Source organism: Psychrobacter sp. (genome assembly GCF_036731945.1).
Classification (GTDB): Bacteria; Pseudomonadota; Gammaproteobacteria; order Pseudomonadales; family Moraxellaceae; genus Psychrobacter.
This window is the reverse complement of the sequence record NZ_DAINDI010000040.1, coordinates 1-21,565: the sequence shown is the minus strand read 5'-3', so window position 1 is coordinate 21,565 and position 21,565 is coordinate 1. Positions and strand designations below refer to the sequence as shown.

Annotated in this window: 17 protein-coding genes; 3 read left to right on the top strand and 14 right to left on the bottom strand. The window is 44.4% G+C overall.

Annotation, left to right across the window (positions count from 1 at the left end; translation table 11 throughout):
* The 10 genes from V7D75_RS09365 to V7D75_RS09320 form a co-directional block, all read right to left on the bottom strand.
* A partial coding sequence (locus tag V7D75_RS09365) for an MFS transporter (protein ID WP_333614345.1) occupies positions 1-967 on the bottom strand: 967 nt, incomplete at its 3' end.
* Between the two features lie 374 nt (positions 968-1,341).
* The gene (gene nqrM, locus V7D75_RS09360) at positions 1,342-1,587 is read right to left on the bottom strand and encodes a (Na+)-NQR maturation NqrM (RefSeq protein ID WP_144297948.1); all 246 of its coding nucleotides are present in this window, start codon (positions 1,585-1,587) and stop codon (positions 1,342-1,344) included.
* A gap of 121 nt (positions 1,588-1,708) precedes the next feature.
* Positions 1,709-2,839: an FAD:protein FMN transferase gene (locus V7D75_RS09355; RefSeq protein WP_333614344.1), complete on the bottom strand. Its 1,131-nt coding sequence runs from the start codon at positions 2,837-2,839 to the stop codon at positions 1,709-1,711.
* 193 nt (positions 2,840-3,032) lie between these two features.
* Positions 3,033-3,833, bottom strand: coding sequence for an SDR family NAD(P)-dependent oxidoreductase (locus V7D75_RS09350; protein ID WP_333614343.1), 801 nt, complete (start codon positions 3,831-3,833; stop codon positions 3,033-3,035).
* A gap of 140 nt (positions 3,834-3,973) precedes the next feature.
* Positions 3,974-5,209 carry an NADH:ubiquinone reductase (Na(+)-transporting) subunit F gene (gene nqrF, locus V7D75_RS09345; protein WP_068404380.1) on the bottom strand — a complete coding sequence of 412 codons (1,236 nt, stop codon included), beginning with the start codon at positions 5,207-5,209 and terminating at the stop codon, positions 3,974-3,976.
* Between the two features lie 120 nt (positions 5,210-5,329).
* Positions 5,330-5,938, bottom strand: a complete 609-nt coding sequence (nqrE, locus tag V7D75_RS09340; RefSeq protein ID WP_068404382.1) for an NADH:ubiquinone reductase (Na(+)-transporting) subunit E — start codon at positions 5,936-5,938, stop codon at positions 5,330-5,332.
* Positions 5,938-6,609: an NADH:ubiquinone reductase (Na(+)-transporting) subunit D gene (locus V7D75_RS09335; protein WP_068404384.1), complete on the bottom strand. Its 672-nt coding sequence runs from the start codon at positions 6,607-6,609 to the stop codon at positions 5,938-5,940. The genes nqrE and V7D75_RS09335 overlap by 1 nt, the downstream gene beginning before the upstream one ends.
* 1 nt (position 6,610) lies before the next feature.
* Positions 6,611-7,543, bottom strand: coding sequence for a Na(+)-translocating NADH-quinone reductase subunit C (locus V7D75_RS09330; protein ID WP_333614342.1), 933 nt, complete (start codon positions 7,541-7,543; stop codon positions 6,611-6,613).
* The gene (locus V7D75_RS09325) at positions 7,524-8,759 is read right to left on the bottom strand and encodes an NADH:ubiquinone reductase (Na(+)-transporting) subunit B (protein WP_068404388.1); all 1,236 of its coding nucleotides are present in this window, start codon (positions 8,757-8,759) and stop codon (positions 7,524-7,526) included. Before V7D75_RS09325 ends, V7D75_RS09330 begins: the two co-directional genes overlap by 20 nt.
* A gap of 5 nt (positions 8,760-8,764) precedes the next feature.
* Positions 8,765-10,117 (bottom strand): Na(+)-translocating NADH-quinone reductase subunit A, encoded by a 1,353-nt coding sequence (locus V7D75_RS09320; protein WP_333614341.1) that lies wholly within the window; start codon positions 10,115-10,117, stop codon positions 8,765-8,767.
* A gap of 964 nt (positions 10,118-11,081) precedes the next feature.
* On the opposite strand from V7D75_RS09320, the gene hisA reads away from it, so the two are divergent.
* The 3 genes from hisA to V7D75_RS09305 all read left to right on the top strand — a co-directional run bounded on the left by hisA (position 11,082) and on the right by V7D75_RS09305 (position 14,051).
* Positions 11,082-11,822 (top strand): 1-(5-phosphoribosyl)-5-[(5-phosphoribosylamino)methylideneamino]imidazole-4-carboxamide isomerase, encoded by a 741-nt coding sequence (hisA, locus tag V7D75_RS09315; RefSeq protein ID WP_289050654.1) that lies wholly within the window; start codon positions 11,082-11,084, stop codon positions 11,820-11,822.
* A 202-nt stretch (positions 11,823-12,024) separates the two neighbouring features.
* Positions 12,025-13,647 (top strand): mechanosensitive ion channel domain-containing protein, encoded by a 1,623-nt coding sequence (locus V7D75_RS09310; RefSeq protein ID WP_333614340.1) that lies wholly within the window; start codon positions 12,025-12,027, stop codon positions 13,645-13,647.
* A 119-nt stretch (positions 13,648-13,766) separates the two neighbouring features.
* The gene (locus V7D75_RS09305; protein WP_102076948.1) at positions 13,767-14,051 is read left to right on the top strand and encodes a hypothetical protein; all 285 of its coding nucleotides are present in this window, start codon (positions 13,767-13,769) and stop codon (positions 14,049-14,051) included.
* Positions 14,052-14,203: 152 nt separating this feature from the next.
* On the opposite strand, the gene rnr is transcribed toward V7D75_RS09305, so the two are convergent.
* From rnr to thrS, 4 genes are all read right to left on the bottom strand, one after another.
* The gene (gene rnr, locus V7D75_RS09300) at positions 14,204-16,513 is read right to left on the bottom strand and encodes a ribonuclease R (protein WP_333614339.1); all 2,310 of its coding nucleotides are present in this window, start codon (positions 16,511-16,513) and stop codon (positions 14,204-14,206) included.
* A gap of 150 nt (positions 16,514-16,663) precedes the next feature.
* Complete coding sequence (locus V7D75_RS09295; RefSeq protein ID WP_068408298.1) at positions 16,664-17,908, bottom strand: toxic anion resistance protein; 1,245 nt, start codon at positions 17,906-17,908, stop codon at positions 16,664-16,666.
* A gap of 476 nt (positions 17,909-18,384) precedes the next feature.
* Complete coding sequence (gene infC, locus V7D75_RS09290) at positions 18,385-18,888, bottom strand: translation initiation factor IF-3 (RefSeq protein ID WP_144297936.1); 504 nt, start codon at positions 18,886-18,888, stop codon at positions 18,385-18,387.
* Between the two features lie 23 nt (positions 18,889-18,911).
* Positions 18,912-20,846 (bottom strand): threonine--tRNA ligase, encoded by a 1,935-nt coding sequence (gene thrS, locus V7D75_RS09285; RefSeq protein WP_191692435.1) that lies wholly within the window; start codon positions 20,844-20,846, stop codon positions 18,912-18,914.
* Positions 20,847-21,565 lie beyond the last annotated feature (719 nt).

Genomic DNA, 21,565 nt, shown 5'->3' with positions numbered 1-21,565 from the left:
AAGTAAGACCCAAGACGCCGAGCACGTTTAGTGACGCAGCAAAGATGGCTAGCGCTTGTATAGGACGCCCGCGGTTGACGAGCCACGTTAAGCTTAAAATAGCGACCGGTGCCATAAATTGAAAGACGGAAGCCATTTGTCCCGCGCTCACCGCTGACAACCCTTTACTTAGCCATATCGACGGTAAGAAACTGGCGACGGTATAAAAAAGCAAGGACTGTAAACCCATAAATACCGCAATTTGCCAAGCAAACGGCGTGCGCCACATTGAAATGTGCGATGGGGCTTTCTCGCCTGCGGCAAGCGGTTTGATAGGCTGATGATTTGATGAGCCCAAACGCAGCCGTAATAATACCCAAATGATTAAGGCAAACAAGCCTAAAATCGACCAACCACCCAGCGCCCATTGCCAGCCAAATTGCTCAGATAACGGCAAAACCACGCCTGCGACAATCCCTGCCGAGACGGTCATGGTAAGACTAAATAAACCAGTAATCAGCGGAATATGATTCGGTGTGCGCTGCTTAATCACCGGAGCAGCAAGGGTATTGGCAAAACCAATCGCCAATGTTAGTAATAACGTGCCGCTTAAAAAGCCAATCCAAGTCGGAATGACGCTACGAATAACCATACCTGCAGTTAATAACGCAATCATCGTGATCAGCGTATTTTCAAGGCCAAAACGCTTCCCAATCGTAGGCGAAATAAAAGCCCCAAGCGCAAATGTCAGCATCGGCACTGCACCAAGCCAACCAATTTGGGTTTCGGAGATATCAAGCGCCCCTTGTACCACCGGCGCAATAGAACCCAGCGCCACAATCGGCGCGCGCATATTGGACGCCAATAAAACCATAGCACATAGCACGAGCCAAAAAATAAAGCGCGATGAGGGCAGCTTTAGGTTTGCTGGCGCATCTGGTTGAGACTGGGACGGTATATCAGATTGCAAATTAGGAGAGGTAGACATAGCAGCACGACTATTAAAATAAAAAAAGGACACGTCATTTATAAGCACTGACGCAGCAGCACTTATAAATAACCCCAAAGCCCGTCGATAAGACGGCGCTCAAGACCACATATTAGAATATAGAGTATAAAAACACTTGCAGAAAGCAAGTCATATGAACTTGCTACCCCATTTATCAGGGTAAACTTAGTATATGAATAGTGAAGTTTTGGCTTTGCTGATAGCGGTTATGATAAAAAAGCTTTTATATAAACGCTAAAGCAAAAATAGCGTCAGTCACTGTTAGTTTGCAAGGTTAATTGCAAAGGACTCGACGCTATTATAAGAATAGAGGGCGGCTAAATACTACCAGCGTATGGTAACAAATAGCAGGTTTATACCGACTTGCCTAATTGCGCAGCCTTTAGCGCGGTTTCTTGCTGTTGATCGACCAGCGAATCGCATTTATTGGGGTCGTTACCACAAAATGAGCAAAACTCGTCACCCATCAACTTTGCCACACCACCGCACGAGCCTCTAAGCGGCTTTTTTTTGACCATATAACCGATGCCCATAAAGATAAAAAACAGCATAAAGACGGTAAAGGTGACAGCAAGCATGGGAAGCAATTGGTTAAGCATAGAGATAACCTCTCGTTTAAAATATGAAGCAGCCATCTAAGTAATGACTTACTTATAGTATAGCAAAAATTTGCCTTGCTCGTTTGTGCTTAGCAGGTTATTACAGTCTAGACGTTTGATACTAAGACTTTTTATCGGCGCGCAAGGTTTTCATCGCCGGCGTTTCGACCACTTGCCAATCATCAACGTTGTCGGTCGCCGTGTCTGCTGCAACACCTTTTGCCAAAATCACAAATAAAGCTGCGATATCATGCTCTTTTGCCGTAGCCAGTGCTTTTTCATAAGGCATGGCGGTCAAGGCCGTTGCCCACGCATCCGCCAGCGCCACCGTTGCTGCAGCGACCGTTACTGATGGCGCGCCACCTACGATTGGCTCACCTGTGGTTGGGTCAATGGTGTGGCTATAGTGCTTACCATCGAAAACGACGGAGTTGCGATAGTTGCCAGAAGTAGCAAGCGCCATGCTAGAGCCATTATTGATAGGCTGGCGAATCACCGCCATTGCTTGCCGAGTACTTACCGTACTGCCCTCAATGGGTGCATCAATAGCGATTTGCCACGGCTGCTGCTGCGCGCTGACGCCCGAGGTCGCCACTTCGCCGCCAATCTCAACCATATAGTTGCGAATTTGATAAGTGTTCTTAAGCACATCGGCAATGACGTCGACGCCATAACCTTTAGCCACCGCCGAAAAATCAAGGCCAACACCGTCTTTGGTTTTATAAATGTTGTCATCTTTTTGAATGACACTGTCAAAATCGACCAAGGCTTTCGCTTGGGCAATCTCAAGCGCGCTTGGCGGACTTTGCAAGCGCTCAACCGTCATGGTGCTGCCAAAGCCCCAAGTTTCTATCAAGGGCATTACCGTTGGGTCAAAAGCACCGCCCGACAGCTCATAAACTTGCCTTGAGGCCTTTAATACATGGCTAAAATCAGCGTCGATAGCAATCGGCGTATCTTTGCCTAATTGATTGAATTTAGAAATAGTAGAGTCTGCTTGATAGGTTGACATGCTGTCATTGATATCTTGCAAGCGCTTATCGATGGCGGCTTGTATGGTAGATTCATCAGCGCCTTTGGGCAGTTGATAACTGATATGATAGCTGGTGCCCATGGTCTCGCCGCTGAGGTTGTTATAATCGGGCTTTTGCTGGCAGGCGCTAAGCGTGAGTACAGAGCTGATAGCAATGATGGTTAAAGAGGCGGACTTTAGGGGTTTGTTAGCGGCAGAAAATGCGGTTAAATTTGTCATATAAATCATCACAGCTTGATAAAGCAAAGGGGTGAGTGGGGCGTTAGCTAGTATCGAGTGGTCAGTAAATAATGGTTTATAAATAACTCATAACTAACTAAGCTAAGCGTCGCCTATTTTACACCCCTTGTTACCGATAAGGCCAATTTACGACTAACGTACGACTTGAGAAACTAGAACCCAATCTGTTCGTTTATTTAACCTGTGACTCACGGATAAGTTTATACAGCTTTGGCGGCGATAAACGATTGACTCTAGTGGCAAGCTTTTCTTTATTGCCAGCAATGATGATATATTCTTCACCCTTAGTCAGGGCTTTGACGACCTGCTTTGCAAAGGCGGTCGCAGTAAGACCTTTATTGGTGGCATCGTCCATCGTCCCTTGCGCACTACCATCACCGGTTAAAGCATTGATAGAGATATTGGTTTGAATAAATCCTGGGAATATGGTCGCCACCTCGATACCTTGGTCATGCAATTCTGCGCGTAAGCTGTTTGCCCACATATGAATTGCGGCTTTGGCAGCACCATACGCGCCGCGATATTGGGTACCCAGTAAACCTGCCACGCTCGATACCATGACCACTTTGCCGCCGCCTTGCGCAATCATATCTGGTAATACCAGTCTGGTCAGCCGCGTTTGCGCGAAATAATCTATCTCCATCAGCTTCCGCTCAACTTCCTCGGTCGTTTCCATGATAAGCGCCCGTTGACTGATACCTGCATTATTAATCAACCAATCAATTTTTCCAGCTTGAGTTTTAGCAGTGTCATAGGCAGCTTTTGTTTGCTTGGCATCGGCGATATCGAAGGGAACGACGATATGTTTTTTGCTATTTTTGCAGCGGTTTTTGACGGTTTCTAACTTATCTTTATCACGGCCACTTAAAATAATAGTAGCACCACGTTTGGCAAAGGCAATTGATAATGCTTCGCCGATACCGCTAGACGCGCCGGTAATCCAAATGGTCAAATCTTTCGCTTTGGTTTTCATAAGAATCCTTTCTGATTGAAAATGGTTGATTTAGCGCACAAAAAAAGAGCCTCCATTGAGACTCTTAATTTATCATATATTTTTAGCTTAACGATACTTGTTGAATAAATAGGTTTTATCAACCGATTTAAATAACTCGCTTAACCACCAAAATCATCAAGCATGATGTTTTCATCTTCCACGCCCAAACTGTGTAGCATGTCGATTACCGCCGCGTTCATCATCGGTGGCCCGCACATATAGTATTCACAGTCTTCTGGGTTTGGATGGTCTTTAAGATAATTTTCAAGCAGCACGTTATGGATAAAGCCGGTTGGACCTTCCCAATTGTCCTCAGGGAGAGGATCAGACAAGGCCACATGCCACTCGAAGTTATCAAACTCTTCTTCTAGTTGGTCATAATCTTCAACGTAGAACATCTCACGAATCGAGCGCGCGCCATACCAAAAGCTAATCTTACGCTTGGTATTTAAGCGTTTGAGCTGATCGAAAATGTGCGAGCGCATCGGCGCCATACCTGCACCACCACCAACGAAAATCATTTCAGCTTCGGTGTCTTTGGCAAAAAACTCACCATAAGGACCAGAAACCGTCACTTTATCGCCAGGGACGAGGCTAAATACCCAAGAGGACATTTTGCCCGGTGGTATACCGTCAGGGCCGCGAGGCGGTGGACTGGCGATACGGATATTGAATTTGATAATGCCTTTTTCGTCTGGGTAGTTGGCCATTGAGTAAGCACGAATCACGGGCTCATCAACTTTCGATACATATTTGAAAATGTCGAATTTTTCCCAGTCTTCGCGGTATTCTTCGTCAATCACAAAATCTTTATAATGCACTTCATGCGGCGGCGCTTCTAACTGTACATAACCACCCGCACGGAAATTGACTTCCTCGCCTTCTGGAATTTTAAGCACCAATTCTTTAATAAAGGTGGCAACGTTATCGTTCGAGACAACTTCACATTCCCACTTTTGTACATCAAAAAACTCAGGATCAATCTCGATTTTCATGTCTTGCTTTACCGCAACCTGACAGGCAAGGCGCATGTGGTTACGGATTTCGCCTTGGGTAAAATACCCAGTTTCGGTGGGCAGAATAGAGCCGCCCCCTTCGATAACGCGGCAACGACACTGCGCGCACGTACCACCGCCACCACAGGCTGAAGATAAGAAAATACCTTCGCTTGCCAGTGTTTGTAGCAGTTTCCCGCCCGCGGGTGTCACGACGTCATTATCGGGATTATCGTTGATATGGATAGTAACATCGCCTGAACTGACCAATCTTGAGCGCGCCGCCAAAATAATGGCAACGAGACCCATGATGATCACGGTAAACATAGCAACGCCACCAATCGCCGTAGCGTAATCCATGGTAGGTATCCTTAATCTATGGAGTAGGGGAGCGAAAAAACGTCTTTGCGTTTTTTGAACCCCTACCGAATAAATGAATTAAATAGGTCAAAGTGCTAAATAGGGTTTAAGCTTAGCGGTTTAAATTGACATACCGCCGAAAGACATAAAGCCAAGTGACATCAGACCAACCGTGATAAAGGTAATACCAAGACCACGCAGCGGCGCTGGAATGTCTGAGTATTTTAGCTTTTCACGGATACCCGCCAAGGCGGTAATCGCCAATGCCCAACCGAAGCCTGCGCCGACGCCGTATACCATCGATTCACCGAAGTTATAATCACGCTCAACCATAAACAATACGCCACCTAAGATGGCACAGTTGACGGTAATCAGCGGTAAGAACACCCCAAGGGCGTTATACAGACTCGGGACGAACTTATCTAAGAACATCTCTAAAATCTGTACCACAGCGGCGATCAAACCAATATAACTGAGTAGACCCAAAAAGCTTAAGTCGATATCAGGGAAACCTGCCCATGCCAGCGCACCATTTTTTAAGATGAACTGAAACAAAAGGTTATTTAGCGGTACGGTAATCGCCATCACGACGACCACAGCGACCCCAAGACCAATAGCGGTAGAGACCTTTTTTGATACCGCCAAAAAGGTACACATGCCTAAGAAGTAGGCCAACGCCATATTCTCGATAAAGACCGAGGTTATAAATAAACTGACATAGTGTCCCATTAGTGACCGCCTCCTTGTGCCATGCCTTTAGATTGCGGCTTCATTACAAATTCAGCTTCTTCGACCTGTTCAGGTTTCCAAGTACGGATAATCACAATGAACAGAGCGATAATAAAGAATGCTGACGGTGGCAATAGTAATAGACCATTTGGTACGTACCAACCACCATCGTTTGCAGTTTGCAAAATGGTAATACCGAACCAGCTGCCTGCGCCCAAAATCTCACGCACACTCGCGACAAATAACAGTACCGCCGAGTAACCAAGACCGTTACCAATACCGTCTAAAAAGCTTGGTACTGGTGGATTGCTCATGGCAAATGCTTCGGCACGGCCCATCACGATACAGTTGGTGATAATCAAACCAACGAATACTGACAAGCCTTTACTGACGTCATAAGCGACCGCTTTTAAAATCTGGTCAACCACGATAACTAGTGACGCAATAATCGTCATCTGCACAATAATACGAATGCTTGATGGGATTTGCTTACGGATAATAGAGATAAAAAAGCTTGAGAATGCCGTGACCAAGGTCAACGCCACACTCATCACCAGCGCATTCGCCACACTGGTAGTAACCGCCAACGCCGAACAAATACCTAAGATTTGTAGAGCAATCGGGTTATTATCAAAAATAGGCGAGGTTAAAATCGTTTTTGTATCAGCCATGTTATGCCTCCTTGCCGTGTGCTGCTGGCACTACTGCGACCAGTTCGGTTGCGGGATGCGTCTGCTGTTGATGTAAGTTCTGACCCAGTTTTTTATACGGACTTTGATTGGCTTTGACTTCTGCATCCGCCAATGTTTTACCGCTCTCTTCACGCAGATGATCTAGATAAGGTTTATAACCTTGCTCACCGAGCCAAAACTGAATCATGTTACTGACGCCGCGACTGGTCAAAGTAGCACCACTGATGCCATCTACCCAGTTGTCTTTTGGATTACCGGCTTTGGTCACACCCGTTGCTACTGCGCCGTTTTCATCATAAGAATGAATGCCGCTCCACATGGCGCGCCACTCAGGCTCCTCGATACGAGCACCTAGACCTGGGGTTTCTTTATGCTCATAAAAACTGATACCTTTGATGGTATTCATATCACTTTCAAGCGTTAAGAAACCATAAATCGTACCCCATAGACCATAGCCTTGAATCGGCAGCACCACCATTTCAGGTTGTCCAGCGTCATCACTTTTGACATAGACTTTGGCGTATTTAGGAACACGGCCGATACCAGCAGGGTCATTACCGCCCAAATCTTCACTCAAGGCTTTGTTTTTAGTTGCTTGACTGGCATCGTATGCATTGCGATCAGGAATGCCAGCGGCTTTTAGCGCGTCGTCATCGAGGTAATTGCCTTTATTAAGGTCAACGATTTTTACCTCAAAGTCTTTAAAACGCTCAGCCACATCTTCATTGGTATCGGACGCCGGATCAAACATACCAGCGGCGACTAAGATGTTTTTATTACGGTCTAAGCGCGCGTTTTCAACTTGCGCTGGTTTTAAACCAACAGCCGCCGCTGAGACCAATACAGAACACACCAAGCATAGCGTCAACGCCACGCTGATGGTTTTTGCATTATTACTTTTGGGCTTGGACATAACGAACCCTCCGTGCTGTTTGGCGCTTGATATTGGCTTGCGTCACAAAGTAATCAAATAATGGCGCAAATAAGTTGGCGAATAAAATGGCAAGCATGATGCCTTCTGGGAAGGCTGGGTTGACGACGCGAATGAGTACGGTCATAAAACCAATCAAGATACCATAAGCCCAGCGGCCTTTATTGGTGTGCGCAGCTGATACAGGATCGGTTGCCATAAACACCGCACCAAAGGCAAAACCGCCGATGACTAAATGCCAATAAAACGGCAAGCTCATCATCATATTGTCTTCAGAACCAACCATGTTAAAGACGAGCGATGTGGCAATTAGCCCCACCACACAGCCTGCCATGATGCGCCATGAGGCAATGCGCGTCCAAAGTAGAACCACTGCACCTAGCAAGATAGCCAGCGTCGATACTTCACCGATACTGCCTTGCATATTACCCAAGAAAGCATCTGTCCACGTGATGGCATTGCCATAAACATCAACGAAGTCTTCTGGGACGACGCCAAGCGCAGCAAGTCCAAGTGGCGTGGCTCCTGAGAAACCATCAACCGCCGTCCATACTGAGTCGCCTGACATATAAGCAGGGTAAGCAAAGTACAAGAACGCACGACCTGATAGGGCAGGGTTCAAGAAGTTTTTGCCCGTACCGCCAAAGACTTCTTTTGCCACGACCACACCAAAGATAATACCTAAGGCAACTTGCCATAAAGGAATATCTGGTGGTAGACACAGCGCAAATAGAACAGAAGTCACAAAGAAACCTTCGTTAACTTCATGACCGCGCACCACAGCAAAGATAATCTCACAGAGAATACCGACCGCAAAGGTGACGATATAAATCGGGAGGAACTGCATGGCCCCGTAGACAAAGCTTGCCCAGATACTGTCTGGATTGTAGCCTGCCATACTGGTGATAACGGTACGCCAGCCTTCAGGCTGTAAGCCAAGCTGCGCAATCGCTGTTAATGCTTGATGACCGATATTGTACATACCCCAAAACATCGCAGGGAAAGTACATAACCAAACGGTAATCATAATACGCTTAAGGTCAATACCGTCGCGTACGTGTGAGGATGCGTATGTCGTTGAGCCAGGTTGACGTAAAAACGTATCAAACATCTCAAAGATAGCGTAGTACTTTTCGTGTTTGCCACCCTTGGTGAAAGACGGCTCCATACGATCGAACATATTGTGTAAAAATTTCATCGTGGTTAGCCCTCCAGCTCAATGCGCGTTAAGTTGTCACGCAAAATATCGCCGAATTCATATTTGCCAGGAGATACAAAGGTGCATAATGCCAAATCTTCTTCGTCCAATTCAAGTACGCCCAAATCGACGGCACTAACGATGTCTTCGACAATCAAAGCGCGCAATAGCTGCGTTGGTAGATAGTCTTGTGGCATGACTTCTTCATAGACACCAATTGGCACCATCGCCCGCGGTGAGCCATTGCTCGAAGTGGTAAAGTCATATTTTTTACCACCAAAAAACTGCGAGATATAGATAGGCAATTTAGAAAAGCGATTGGCACCAGCGGTAAAGAAGTGAAACGCTGGACGTTCACGACCTTCGGTTAGCGCACTGATTTGATTATGAAAGCGACCAAGATAATTGGTGTTACCCAACACCTTGCGGCCCGATAACACAGAACCCGAGATGATACGGTTCTCGCCAGCTGTAAGCTCACCTTTGGTCAATGCTGCGATATCTGCACCGCGCTCGGTGACCACCAAATGCGGGTTTTTAACCGCAGGGCCAGCGAGGCTAAGCATACGGCGCGTATATAAGCGACCAGTAGTAAACAGCTTACCAATGGCAATCACGTCTTGGTAACCAATCGTCCACACGGTCACGCCGCGCATGATAGGATGCAAAAAGTGAATGTGCGTGCCAGCTAGACCAGCAGGGTGTTTGCCAGCAAAGCTATGATACTCAGTGACATTATTAGCCGCCGTTTTGGCAACTGGCGTCAACTGGGCATCGCCGTGATGGCAGACAAAGGTCTTGGGGCTGAGGGTTGATAATACAGCAAGTCCGTCATTGAACGCTTGAAGCTGCTCATTAATCAGCAACATCGGGTCAAGCGCTAGTGGATTGGTATCCATGGCGGTGACAAAAATAGCGTGCGGACGGGCACCGATATCAGGAGAGCGGCTATAAGGTCGCGTACGAAACGCAGTCCATTCGCCAGAGGCAAGCAGTTGGGTTTCAACGACTTCAGAATCTAGGTCAGCAAGTTGCTGGGAGTCGTAGCGCTGAAATTCTACTTCTTCACCGTTTGGGTCGACCGCAATCACAAGACTTTCAAAAACACGACGCTCACCGCGATTAACGGCGACGACCTTACCAGCAGCAGGGGCAGTGTAGATAACGCCGACCCGTTTTTTGTCTTCAAAAACGGGCTGACCTTTAGCTACGATGTCGCCTTCTTTGACATTCATCGTGGGCTTCATGCCCACATAATCATAGCCAACAAGTGCTACATAGGCGGGTCTGTGCTCAGATATCTCGCGGGAGGGTTCACCAGTGATGGGTAAATCCAAACCTTTTTTGATGGTAATCATAAGCGAAAACTTAGTCCATAGTCTAAAACGATACCAGACGTCCTGTTTGGTATATCGGCAGCATGGATAACAGCGTCATCAATAAAGTGCTTTAGCAAACCCAAAAAAGGGCGTGAAAAAGTGCTCTAGACATAACACATCATCATAACTACAAGTAAGAGTATTAACGCTGACCTTAGACTCCTTAACAACACGTTAATGTCTTATTCGAATGACCAAAGTGACGACTGGCTACCAAGGTGTATCGTAAAACTCACAAATCTAACCGCGTCCTCAACGAGGCTGACAGTAGATAAAATACAGTTTTACCATACGATTTATTAAAATCTTAAAATTTGTCGTATCAGGAATCATAGGGTTATTAAAATTTACGCAGCGCTATTCATACGAGTGAATATAAATGAGGCATCAATGATTTGTTCATACTTTATGAAAGCTGTCTTTGTGAAAGCTATCTAAGTGCTGGTTAATGACCTATGATTACAGGGTAAACTCAATTTCTTGATAAGCTCAGCATTAATTTAGTGCTAATGCGGTGCTCATATTTACCTTATGCTGATTGCAATCGTCAATAGGTAGCAGACGATTAGGTTTTATCATACAAATACAAATTTACCTAGGATTATACGCTAAACTGACCTAAAATTGCCAGTTGGTAAATGAATTTACCTAATGTTACGAGTGATTCCTTCGGCTAAAACTTATGGTTATGATTGTAGTTACGGTGATTGGTTCTTTACCATTTTTTAACCAAACTTTAACTTGTATTATGATTTACCACTGCCATTTTTAATATTTAATCAATTTTCCCTAATAGCTGCTTTTAATTTGCTATGCTAAATAAATTTTATGTAGTCGCCCTTTGATGGGCTTAGATACTTTTTTCAATTTTGAATTTTTCTTATTCATATTGTTATTATTCAACTATTTTTAATCGCTGATATCGCTTTATAAGGAATGCTGTATGTGTGCTGTCCCTGTCATTATCCCCGCTATCGATTTAAAAGATGGTAAATGTGTGCGTTTAAAACAAGGTCGTATGGAAGACGATACGGTATTTTCTGACGATCCAGTCGCTATGGCGGCGCGTTGGGTCAATGAAGGCGCGCGTCGCTTACATTTGGTCGATTTAAATGGCGCCTTTGATGGCATCCCAGTACACAAACAAGTGGTCAACGACATTGCCAAAGCTTTCCCCAAGCTGCCGATTCAATTGGGCGGCGGTGTGCGCAATATGAAAACCATCGAGCAGTATATTAGTGCTGGTCTGACCTATATTATCATTGGTACTAAAGCTGTGGAAGATCCAGAGTTTGTGACCGAAGCTTGCCGCGAGTTTGCTGGACACATTATTGTCGGTATCGATGCCAAAGATGGCATGGTTGCCACGCATGGCTGGGCAAATGTGACCGATACTAAAGCGACTGAGCTTGCCAAACGTTTTGCTGATGTTGGCGTATCGTCAATCGTTTATACCGATATCGCTCGTGATGGTATGATGCAAGGCGTCAATGTCGAACAGACGGTTAATTTAGCGCGTGAAGGCGGCTTGCCGGTGATTGCCTCAGGCGGCGTCACCGATATAAAAGACATCGAATTGCTCAAACCTTATGGTGATTGTATTGAAGGAATTATCACTGGGCGCGCGATTTACGAAGGCACCTTAGACTTGGGCGAGGCGCAGCTTTATCTAGATGGCAAATAGTTTTTAGTCACCATATCCAAATAGCATTATTGAAAATGTGATATAAAGCTAGAATAATAAAGGGATACTTATGGCAGCGTATGTTGACCAGCCTCAATTACGTAGGCTACGCAGGTTAAGCCAGCGCCAATCGCGTATAACGATAAACGTCTACGCTCAGCTGTTATTGCTATTAAGTATCTTTTTAAGCGTTCTTTTAAGCATGCCAACTTATGCGGCTACAGACAGCAGCATAAATGAGAATATTGTACCCAATAATGAGGCTGCTGAAGATAGTACAGCTGACAGTGAGACCAGCGCTCAGACACCTAACGCCCCACCTGCCAATGAGCCAAATAATAGTCTAAATAGTGCCATCACTATTACCCCTGCGACGCCAAGTACTTCTGACACTGCGCCCGCGCCAGTTGAAAAACCGCCGGTTATCAGCGGTGAAAGTACCAATAATGCCCAAATCGAAACCACGCCAACGCCGTTAAAAGACAATGATATCCAGCAACGTATCAGTGGCATTTTTTCAGAAATTGACGGCTTGCAAGCAGTAAACGTCAGCGTTAATCAAGGGGTTGTGACCTTAACCGGTGAGACGCCTAATGAAAAAAAAGCCCAGCAAGCCATTAATCTGACCAATCGCTTAACCGACGTAGTGACAGTAGAGGATAGAATCAATCGCACCCTTGATGTGCAAGACAATGTCTCGACCGTTTATCAGAGCCTCAAAGCGCAAACCAAAAACCTAGTCAAAGCGTTGCCGCTACTGCTCGTAGGGATTGTTTTATTTGCCTTAGTGACGTGGTTTGGCAGTTGGTTATCCAATCGGCAAAAAATGTGGCAACGTCTTACGCCAAATCCCTTTGTCGCAGAGTTGCTTGCCCAAACCGTTAAAGTCATCTTTATCGTTTTCGGTCTTATCTTAGCGTTAAGTTTGATTGGTGCCGAGACTATCTTGGGCACGCTGCTTGGCGGCGCAGGTGTTATTGGTATCGCCGTTGGTTTTGCCGTCAAAGACACCATTGAGAACTATATTGCCTCGCTCATGCTTAGTATCCGCCAGCCGTTTCGCGCCCGCGATCATATTTTGATTAACAATCAAGAAGGCATCGTGGTACGCCTAACCTCACGCGCGACGATTTTGATGACTTTAGATGGCAATCAATTACGTATTCCTAACGCTGAAGTCTTTAAAGCGACAATTTTAAATTACACCAAAAACCCCGAGCGCCGTTTTACCTTTGAGCTGGGGGTTGATGCCAACGATGACCCGCTTGCTGCGATCAAGGTAGGTATCGATGCCATCTGTCAGTTGGGATTTGCCTTAGATAAGCCAAAAGTCACGGCGGTTATCAAAGAAGTCGGCGAATCAAACATCGTTTTACAGTTCCAAGTATGGGTCAATCAATTGGAGGCAGATTTCTCCAAAGCCCGCAGTATCGCCATTCGCGAAACCAAGCATGCCTTAGAAGATGAAGGTTTTACTTTACCCGAGCCCATTTATCAGTTGCGCTTTAACCATAAGCTAGAAAAAGCCATTGAGCATTTTCAAAGCAGTCAAACGAATGATAAATCCCCAGCGGAAACGACGGTAACGCCGCACATTTCTGCAACTGATAAAGCGTCTGATGAGTCTTTTCCCACTGGCACTAGTATTGAAGATAAAGATAAGAAACAAGCAAAGGCGCGGGCCAAGCATATCTTACAAGGTCGCAATGCCGAGGAAGTATTCGATGCGCGTCCTGACCAGAAGCTAATGGAAAAAGTTGAGCAAGAAATTGCCGAAAATTCAGATGAAACCGACTTATTAAGTAACAATAGTCCGCAAGAATAGCCCACAAGAGTGGCGTTGAAGATTACCTATTAGAAGGTCAGTGCTAACTATAAAAGTCGGCATAAAAAATGCAATGAAACGTCTATCTACCTTTTATCGACCTAGACGAGATATTTTTTATGCAAATCAAACATCTGATTATTTTTGCTTTGGCTGGTATCGTTATTCTCGCAGGGTTTAATATGATCAGCGGCAGTCAACGTGAAAAAAATAGAGAAGCGTTAGCCGCTAGCAGTGTCGCAGAACAAACTGACATTAACGTAGCTGAGGGTAATACTTCAGATATCGCAAGTCAGCCGTTAGGACAGCAGCCAAAAGCCATTCTTGATAAAGCAAGCACGCAGATAGAACAAGCGGAGCAGGTCAGTCAACAACGCAGCGAGCAAATCGCTAATACGCAATAGGAGCTTTAAACCTTAGAGTTGTTATTGTTTAGAATTTTAAGGCTGAAATAAGAGCCATCCTAATTACAGCATCTGATTAATCACCCTTTAATGAGCAAAAAAAGACTAACGATAACGTTAGTCTTTTTTTTAATCTTAACATTTAGGCAGCGTTAGCTTTTTTTGCTGGTGCCTTTACCACGGCTGCTGCTTCTTTTAGAAGTAGTTTTATTCGCCGAAGTTTTGTTAGCAGAACTCTTACCAGCCGAATTGTTCTTTGGCTGATCGCGTTTGGTTTGATTCATTTGGCTTGCTTGTAGCTTAGCTCTAAGATCAAAGTCGATTTGTAGCAGGTCCATATTAACGCCCGCTACTTTTACGCGAACCAAGTCGCCAAGCCCAAACACTGTGCCTCTGTCTTTACCGATAAGCTGCTGTTGCTGCTCATCATAGACAAAGAAGTCGTCGCCAACGTTGGAGATGTGCACGAGACCATCGATATATAAGTCGGTCAAAGTCACAAATAAACCGAAGCTCGTCACAGTCGTCACCACGCCATCGAACTCTTCGCCGACATGATCTTTCATATAATGACATTTGAGCCAAGATTCCACGTAACGCGATGCTTTTTCGGCGCGGCGCTCCGTATCTGAGGTTTGCGTGCCAGCCTCTTCAAGCGAGAAATCCATCACTGGCTGCTGGCTATTCGTCACTTTCGCTTTAATGGCGCGATGCAGCATTAAATCAGGATAGCGGCGAATCGGCGAGGTAAAGTGGCTATACTCATCATAAGCCAAACCAAAGTGACCGATGTTATCAGGCGCATAGTTCGCTTGCATCATCGAGCGTAGCAGCATGCTGTGGATGCTAATCGCGTCAGGACGGTCTTTGGTTGCTTCGATAATCCGCTGATAATCTGCTTGCGTTGGACTTTCTTCTGGAAAGCTTAAGCCAAAGTTTTTGGCATATTCATGAATGCGCATTGACTTTTCGCTATCAGGCTTATCGTGGTTACGATATAAGACAGGCAACTCATGTTTTAGGGCAAAGTTTGCTGCACAGGTATTGGCAAGCAGCATGCACTCTTCGATAAGCTTTTGCGCATCGCCACGCGTACGCGGTAAGATAGCGTCGATGCCACCTTTTTCATTAAACTTGATATACGTTTCGACCGTTTCAAACTCCATGGCATGGCGCTCTTCACGTTTTTTTAGCAGCAGCTCATACAATTGATGTAAGGTATCTACCGATTTTTTAACGTCTTTATTAGCCGTTAATGATTCAGGAACGCTCTTATCTTTTGGATTGGCAAGGTAAGCATTCACTTGATTATAGGTCAGACGCGCTTGCGAGTGCATCACACCCGGATAAAACTCGTAGCCTGTGACCTTACCAGCACGCGATATCTTGATATCGGCAACCATACAGAGACGGTCAAGGTTAGGATTCAATGAGCATAGACCATTAGACAGGACTTCTGGCAGCATCGGAATCACGCGATGCGGGAAATACACTGACGTGCCGCGCTCGTAAGCATCTTTATCAAGTGGCGAGTTTGGCGTGACGTAATAGCTTACATCAGCAATCGCCACCAACACCCGATAGTTACCGCCCGAGCGTTTTTCGGCAAATACGGCATCATCAAAGTCGCGCGCGTCTTCACCATCAATAGTAATCAAGGGTAAATCACGTAAGTCTGTCCGACCTTTCAAGTCTTTTTCAGTCGGCTCTTGATAGCTATTGGCCTGCTGTAGCGCGGCTTCAGTAAAGTCTGACGGGATATCATAGTTGAGTAGAGTCGTCTCAATAATCAATTCACGGTCATTATCATCAGATAGCACTTCAGTGATTTTACCGGTGGCAAATTCGTGTTGGTTCGGCCAATCGATAATATCGACTTTGACTGGCGCACCTTGTTTGGAGTTCAATGCTTGCACGTTTTCTTCAGTGACGGTAATCGGCTGATGGTTATTTGGGCTACCAAGCTCAACGCAATAACCTTCTTCATCGTGCGCCAATGTACCAATAAAGTTGTTTTGGCGACGCTCAACGATATCGACAATACGCCCTTCAGTACGACCACGATTATCCGTAGAGGTACCAACCGCTTGTACGGTATCGCCATTAAATACCCAGCGCATCTGCTTTTCATGCAAAAACAAATCAGGCATATCGCTCAATATCACAAAGCCAAAGCCTTTAGGGTGAGCTGACACGGTGCCAGTGACGATATCGTGTTCGGTTACAGTACGATAGCGATAAGGACGCCCGTCGCGGTTTACTTGCCCATCGCGTGCCATTGCTTTTAGACGATTGCCTAAAGCATCAAATTGGTCAGGGTCATCGATATTAAAGGCTTTTGCCAATTGTTGATGCGTGACTTCACCGTATTCATTAATCGTACTGAGTATCAGTTCGCGACTAGGAATAGGGTTGACGTATTTTTGTGCCTCACTCGAGGCGTTTGGATCATTCCAACTCATAAATTACCGTATCTATTTTTTAAAATTATTAATAAGTGCTATCTTAACACGAACAACGCCGTAATATCTTCGGTCAATTGTCTTATGTGTATCAGATAGCAAGTAGCTGCTAGCTTATATCACTAAACAGCATTCAATAAGTAAGCTCAATCAAATATCAATATCGACCGTATTTGATTGATTGGTTATCTTTTTAGTATTTAACTCTTTCGACACTTCTAGCACGGTCGTTTGATTCGATTTATCTAGATATTTCTGCGCTTTATCAACCTCGGCTGTCAGAGTATTGACCGTTTGCTTCATATTTTCTAGCGCCTCGATTTTATAATTGCTAATCATATCCATCGTCTCATAGACGTTATTGAAGGCGTTTTGGAGTTTATCAAGCTCAATCGTGCTGCTGGTTGCCTGTTCATGAATCTCAAGCGATTGACGTTTGAGCATCGCAGAGGTCGATTCAATCAAGCTACTGGTGGTTTTATTTAGTGCGGTGATTTGATCGAGTACCAGTTTTTGATTGGTCATTGCTTGAGCAACCACCACCGCCGTACGTAACGCCGAGATCGTCGTCGTCGTCGCGCGATCCACACCTTTAATCAGCTCTAGGTTGTTTTTGCGAATGGTATCAAGCGCTAAATATCCCTGAACGTTTACCGCCAATTGCGTTAAAAAGTCGGTATTTTTTTGCCGTACATAAAACAGCATTTCTTCTTTAATAATACGCGCTTTTTCGGGGTCAGTGGCCTCGACGGCATACACCTTTTGCTCAAGCTGCTCATCGATTTTTTTACCCACATAAATGTATTGGCGAATCGATTGCATCAGCTCCCACATGTTAACTTTTTCCTGCTCAATCATAGCATTGTCTTTGAGCAGCTCATCTTTACCGTTATAAAGGCTGGTCACCACGGCGTTGATATGCGATTGCGCTGACTCATATTGACGGAAATAATCTTGCACTTTGTTACCAAATGGAATCAGACCGAAGAGCTTGCGTGAGCTGGTCAGCTCTTTTTTGCTCGGATCCAAATCTTCAACAATACCGCGCAGCTCAGTCAATGACTTGGCAATAGGTGAGTTATCAAACAAGCTATCATTGAGACTTTTTGCTGGCAAATCGAGCATACGGTTCGACACTTGCGCCGATTCGCGAATTTCTTTATTGCCCAAATTATGGATAGATTGCACATTTTGCTGAAACTCAGCGCTGTGTACTGAGTTATTAATCACGTGATCGACAAAGGCATCTACCTTAGCATCAAGTTCAGGAATCTGGCTTTCATCCAGTTTCACCATTTGATCCGCTTCACTTTTTTGTATTTCTTTCACCGGTTCAGGTGCGGTTAAAGTGATGCTTGGTGTTGAAGCGTTTTCGGGTGGGGTCAATTCTTGCATAAAATTTCCTATAATATCTAAAAAATGGGATTCTTTACCGACGACGTTATTTATCAATGACACTATTTATTAGCTATTAATTTTATTAGCTATTAATTGTTAATGAATAACAGTTTTTACTAAGCGCTTTTATAGTCGTGGTTTCAATTGTTTTTATTACCCAATAATTTTTATTCGAATGAGATATGTGTGATGAGATAACCTTTAGATTAACTGGTAATGAAAAGGTTGAGAAGATGGGTTTTGTAAACTGAGGTTGATAAAGCGTTTATAGAGAAATTTGGCTCATTGTACTCAGATTCTTTTAATGCATTTATTTAGAGGTAAATATGAAAAAACCATCAATATCCCGGAGTATATTGATGGTTAAGATTATAACTGTCTATAATAACGAGCTGTCTGTGTTAGTGAATTGATTATATCAACTAACCATCACATCGATTTACAGCCACTACTCGCTATAATCCACCTGTGGATTATTTTTTCTTAGTAGGCCCAAGCAGCATACCCATTTGACGGCCTTCCATCTTCGGATACTGTTCGACGTTTGAGATATCAGCGGTATCTTCAATGATACGATCAAGTTGTTTACGTCCAATCTCTTGGTGCGCCATTTCGCGACCACGGAAACGGATACTGATTTTAACTTTATCTTGGTTTTCCAAGAAGCTGACGATTTTTTTCAGCTTAACTTGATAATCTGCCTCTTCAGTACTAGGACGTAGCTTCATCTCTTTGAGCTGGGTCTGTTTTTGGTTCTTCTTCGCTTCTTTCGCTTTCTGCTTTTGATCATAGAGGAAATGTTTATAATCCATGATTTTGCATACTGGCGGCTTGGCTTCAGGAACCAATTCGACCAAATCTAGGTTTTCATCACGCGCCGCTTTCATCGCGGTTTCGATATCGACCACGCCCATTTGCTCGCCGTCTTCTTTAACCAAACGGACTTCTTTAGCATTGATATCTTCGTTGATGTTCAAACGGTTTGACTGTTTAATAGGTATTACTCCTCATCTGTTTTTGGGGTCTGTCGGCCTTTTTTGCTGACAGCAGTCTGTACTAAGCTAATAAATTCTGCAACACTCATGACGCCGAGGTTTTCACCTTCACGAGTTCGGACGTTGACACTGCCCGTTTCGACCTCTTTATCCCCTAATACTAGCATATAGGGAACGCGTTCTAATGTTTTCTCTCGTATCTTAAATCCAATCTTTTCGTTACGCAAGTCACTCGTCGCTCGTAAACCTGCATTTTTTAGCTCACGAACCACATTTTCACAAGCATCGGCTTGTTTATCAGTGATATTCATCACCGCCACTTGTTGCGGAGCAAGCCATACAGGCATCCAACCGGCGTAGTTTTCGATCAAAATACCGATAAAACGCTCAAACGAGCCTAAGATTGCACGGTGCAACATAATAGGGGTTTCGCGTTCGTTTTGCTCATTGACGAATTCCGCATCAAGGCGCTCAGGCATATTTGGATCAACCTGTATCGTACCGCACTGCCAGACACGACCCAATGAATCCTTTAGACTAAACTCAATCTTTGGACCATAAAATGCGCCTTCACCCGGTAGGTATTCCCAATCAAGACCTGAGCTATCAAGGGCATCTGCCAAGGCTTTTTCGGCAAAGTCCCAAGATTCATCGCTACCAACGCGTTTTTCAGGACGGGTTGAGAGCTTCATAATGATATTATCAAAACCAAAGTCTTCATACACCGCAAGGGTAAGCTTAATAAAATCCGCGACCTCTTGTTGAATTTGCGCTTGCGTACAGAAAATATGCGCATCATCTTGGGTAAATCCGCGCACGCGCATCAAACCATGTAATGAACCAGAGGGTTCGTTACGATGGCACGAGCCAAACTCTGCCATACGTAGCGGCAGTTCACGGTAAGATTTTAAACCTTGGTTAAATACTTGTACGTGACATGGGCAGTTCATTGGTTTTACTGCATAATCACGGTTTTCGCTCGAAGTAGTGAACATATTGGTGGCATAGTTGCCCCAATGGCCTGAACGTTCCCACAAGCTGCGATCGACGATTTGCGGCGTTTTGATTTCCTCATAACCATGATCATGCTGTACTTTACGCATATATTGCTCAAGTACTTGATAAATAGTCCAACCATTGGCATGCCAAAACACCATACCCGGCGCTTGCTCTTGCATATGAAATAGATTTAACGCCTTACCAATCTTACGGTGGTCACGTTTTTCCGCTTCTTCGATACGTTGGATATAGGCTTTTAAATCTTTTTTATCTGCCCACGCCGTACCATAGATACGTTGTAGCTGCTCATTCTTAGCATCACCGCGCCAATAAGCACCTGACATTTTGGTCAGTTTAAACACTTTTAAGAAGCGCGTATTTGGCACGTGTGGACCACGGCACATATCGACATATTCTTGATGATGATACAGACCAAAGGCTTCTTCACCCGGCATGTCATTAATCAATTTCAGCTTATAATCTTCGCCGCGCTCTTCAAAAATCTTAATCACTTCATCACGAGGAGTCATTTTTTTGATGACGTCATAATCTTGCTTAATCAGCTCCATCATGCGTTTTTCAATTTTTTCCATATGTTCAGGCGTAAATGGCGTCTCACTATAGATGTCATAATAAAAGCCATCTTCGATAACAGGACCGATGACCATTTTTACGTCAGGATAAAGCTGTTTTACCGCATGACCTAACAAGTGGGCACATGAGTGGCGAATGATATCGACGCCGTCAGCGTCTTTTGGCGTCACGATTTCAACTTTTGCATCGGCAACGATAGGGTCGTGGGCATCTACTAAATGACCATCAACGCGTCCCGCGACCGTCGCCTTCGCCAAGCCCGCTCCAATACTTTGCGCCACTTCCATGACTGTTGTATTGCCTTCAAAGTTTTTTACGCTACCATCAGGTAAAGTAATCGCTACCATAATCTATTCACCTTTTTGGGTCCGTTGGCAGTGATGATTGCAACCATCAATCATATAACCGTAAGACCACGTCAATTATATCTAACCGCTATAGTATGTCGGATATGTTGTAAGAAATGGGCATTGACCACAAGCACTGCGCTAAAATTTATCTTATATATTATGATAATTAAGTAGCTATCTAATAACTGATCATCAAATCGCTATAATATAGAATAAGTTGCTTGTTAATAAGAGTAAGTAAGAGTGCCATGCAGTAATGTCATAAAAGCCGCTATTATAGCAAACGCTGTCTATTAACACTAGACAGCTGCGGCGCGGTCAGCTTCCCTATATAGGTACGCTTAATGTCAATATCAATAGTGTTGAATATATATCTATATAAGCCCAGCAATATAATGCATGGTTTATAAATGTCTTATTGAGCTTATTAATAGGCCTTGTAGTAAATAAGGATTAAATATTAAGACCTGTCTAGAGAATAATACCCTTTGGTTTGATATATGTTTTTTACTAAGTTATTGAAAAATATGGTTTGTTTATCAAATTTTAAAATTAATTAAGAAATCTATCGAAAAGCAGTTGACACCCAGTTCAAACCGTCTATAATACGCACCTCATTAGGGAGAACCGGAGCAACTTATATGTGAATTTACATATAACAAACCTGGCTAACCCATTGAAACAAATTATAAAAAAGCTTGACAAACCAAATCATT

What these genes read in the sequence shown, in the direction of transcription:
- nqrM (WP_144297948.1), bottom strand. Translation starts at nt 1,587, where the DNA reads ATGCTTAACCAATTGCTTCCCATGCTTGCTGTCACCTTTACCGTCTTT.
- V7D75_RS09355 (WP_333614344.1), bottom strand. Translation starts at nt 2,839, where the DNA reads ATGACAAATTTAACCGCATTTTCTGCCGCTAACAAACCCCTAAAGTCC.
- V7D75_RS09350 (WP_333614343.1), bottom strand. Translation starts at nt 3,833, where the DNA reads ATGAAAACCAAAGCGAAAGATTTGACCATTTGGATTACCGGCGCGTCT.
- nqrF (WP_068404380.1), bottom strand. Translation starts at nt 5,209, where the DNA reads ATGGATTACGCTACGGCGATTGGTGGCGTTGCTATGTTTACCGTGATC.
- nqrE (WP_068404382.1), bottom strand. Translation starts at nt 5,938, where the DNA reads ATGGGACACTATGTCAGTTTATTTATAACCTCGGTCTTTATCGAGAAT.
- V7D75_RS09335 (WP_068404384.1), bottom strand. Translation starts at nt 6,609, where the DNA reads ATGGCTGATACAAAAACGATTTTAACCTCGCCTATTTTTGATAATAAC.
- V7D75_RS09330 (WP_333614342.1), bottom strand. Translation starts at nt 7,543, where the DNA reads ATGTCCAAGCCCAAAAGTAATAATGCAAAAACCATCAGCGTGGCGTTG.
- V7D75_RS09325 (WP_068404388.1), bottom strand. Translation starts at nt 8,759, where the DNA reads ATGAAATTTTTACACAATATGTTCGATCGTATGGAGCCGTCTTTCACC.
- V7D75_RS09320 (WP_333614341.1), bottom strand. Translation starts at nt 10,117, where the DNA reads ATGATTACCATCAAAAAAGGTTTGGATTTACCCATCACTGGTGAACCC.
- hisA (WP_289050654.1), top strand. Translation starts at nt 11,082, where the DNA reads ATGTGTGCTGTCCCTGTCATTATCCCCGCTATCGATTTAAAAGATGGT.
- V7D75_RS09310 (WP_333614340.1), top strand. Translation starts at nt 12,025, where the DNA reads ATGCCAACTTATGCGGCTACAGACAGCAGCATAAATGAGAATATTGTA.
- V7D75_RS09305 (WP_102076948.1), top strand. Translation starts at nt 13,767, where the DNA reads ATGCAAATCAAACATCTGATTATTTTTGCTTTGGCTGGTATCGTTATT.
- rnr (WP_333614339.1), bottom strand. Translation starts at nt 16,513, where the DNA reads ATGAGTTGGAATGATCCAAACGCCTCGAGTGAGGCACAAAAATACGTC.
- V7D75_RS09295 (WP_068408298.1), bottom strand. Translation starts at nt 17,908, where the DNA reads ATGCAAGAATTGACCCCACCCGAAAACGCTTCAACACCAAGCATCACT.
- thrS (WP_191692435.1), bottom strand. Translation starts at nt 20,846, where the DNA reads ATGGTAGCGATTACTTTACCTGATGGTAGCGTAAAAAACTTTGAAGGC.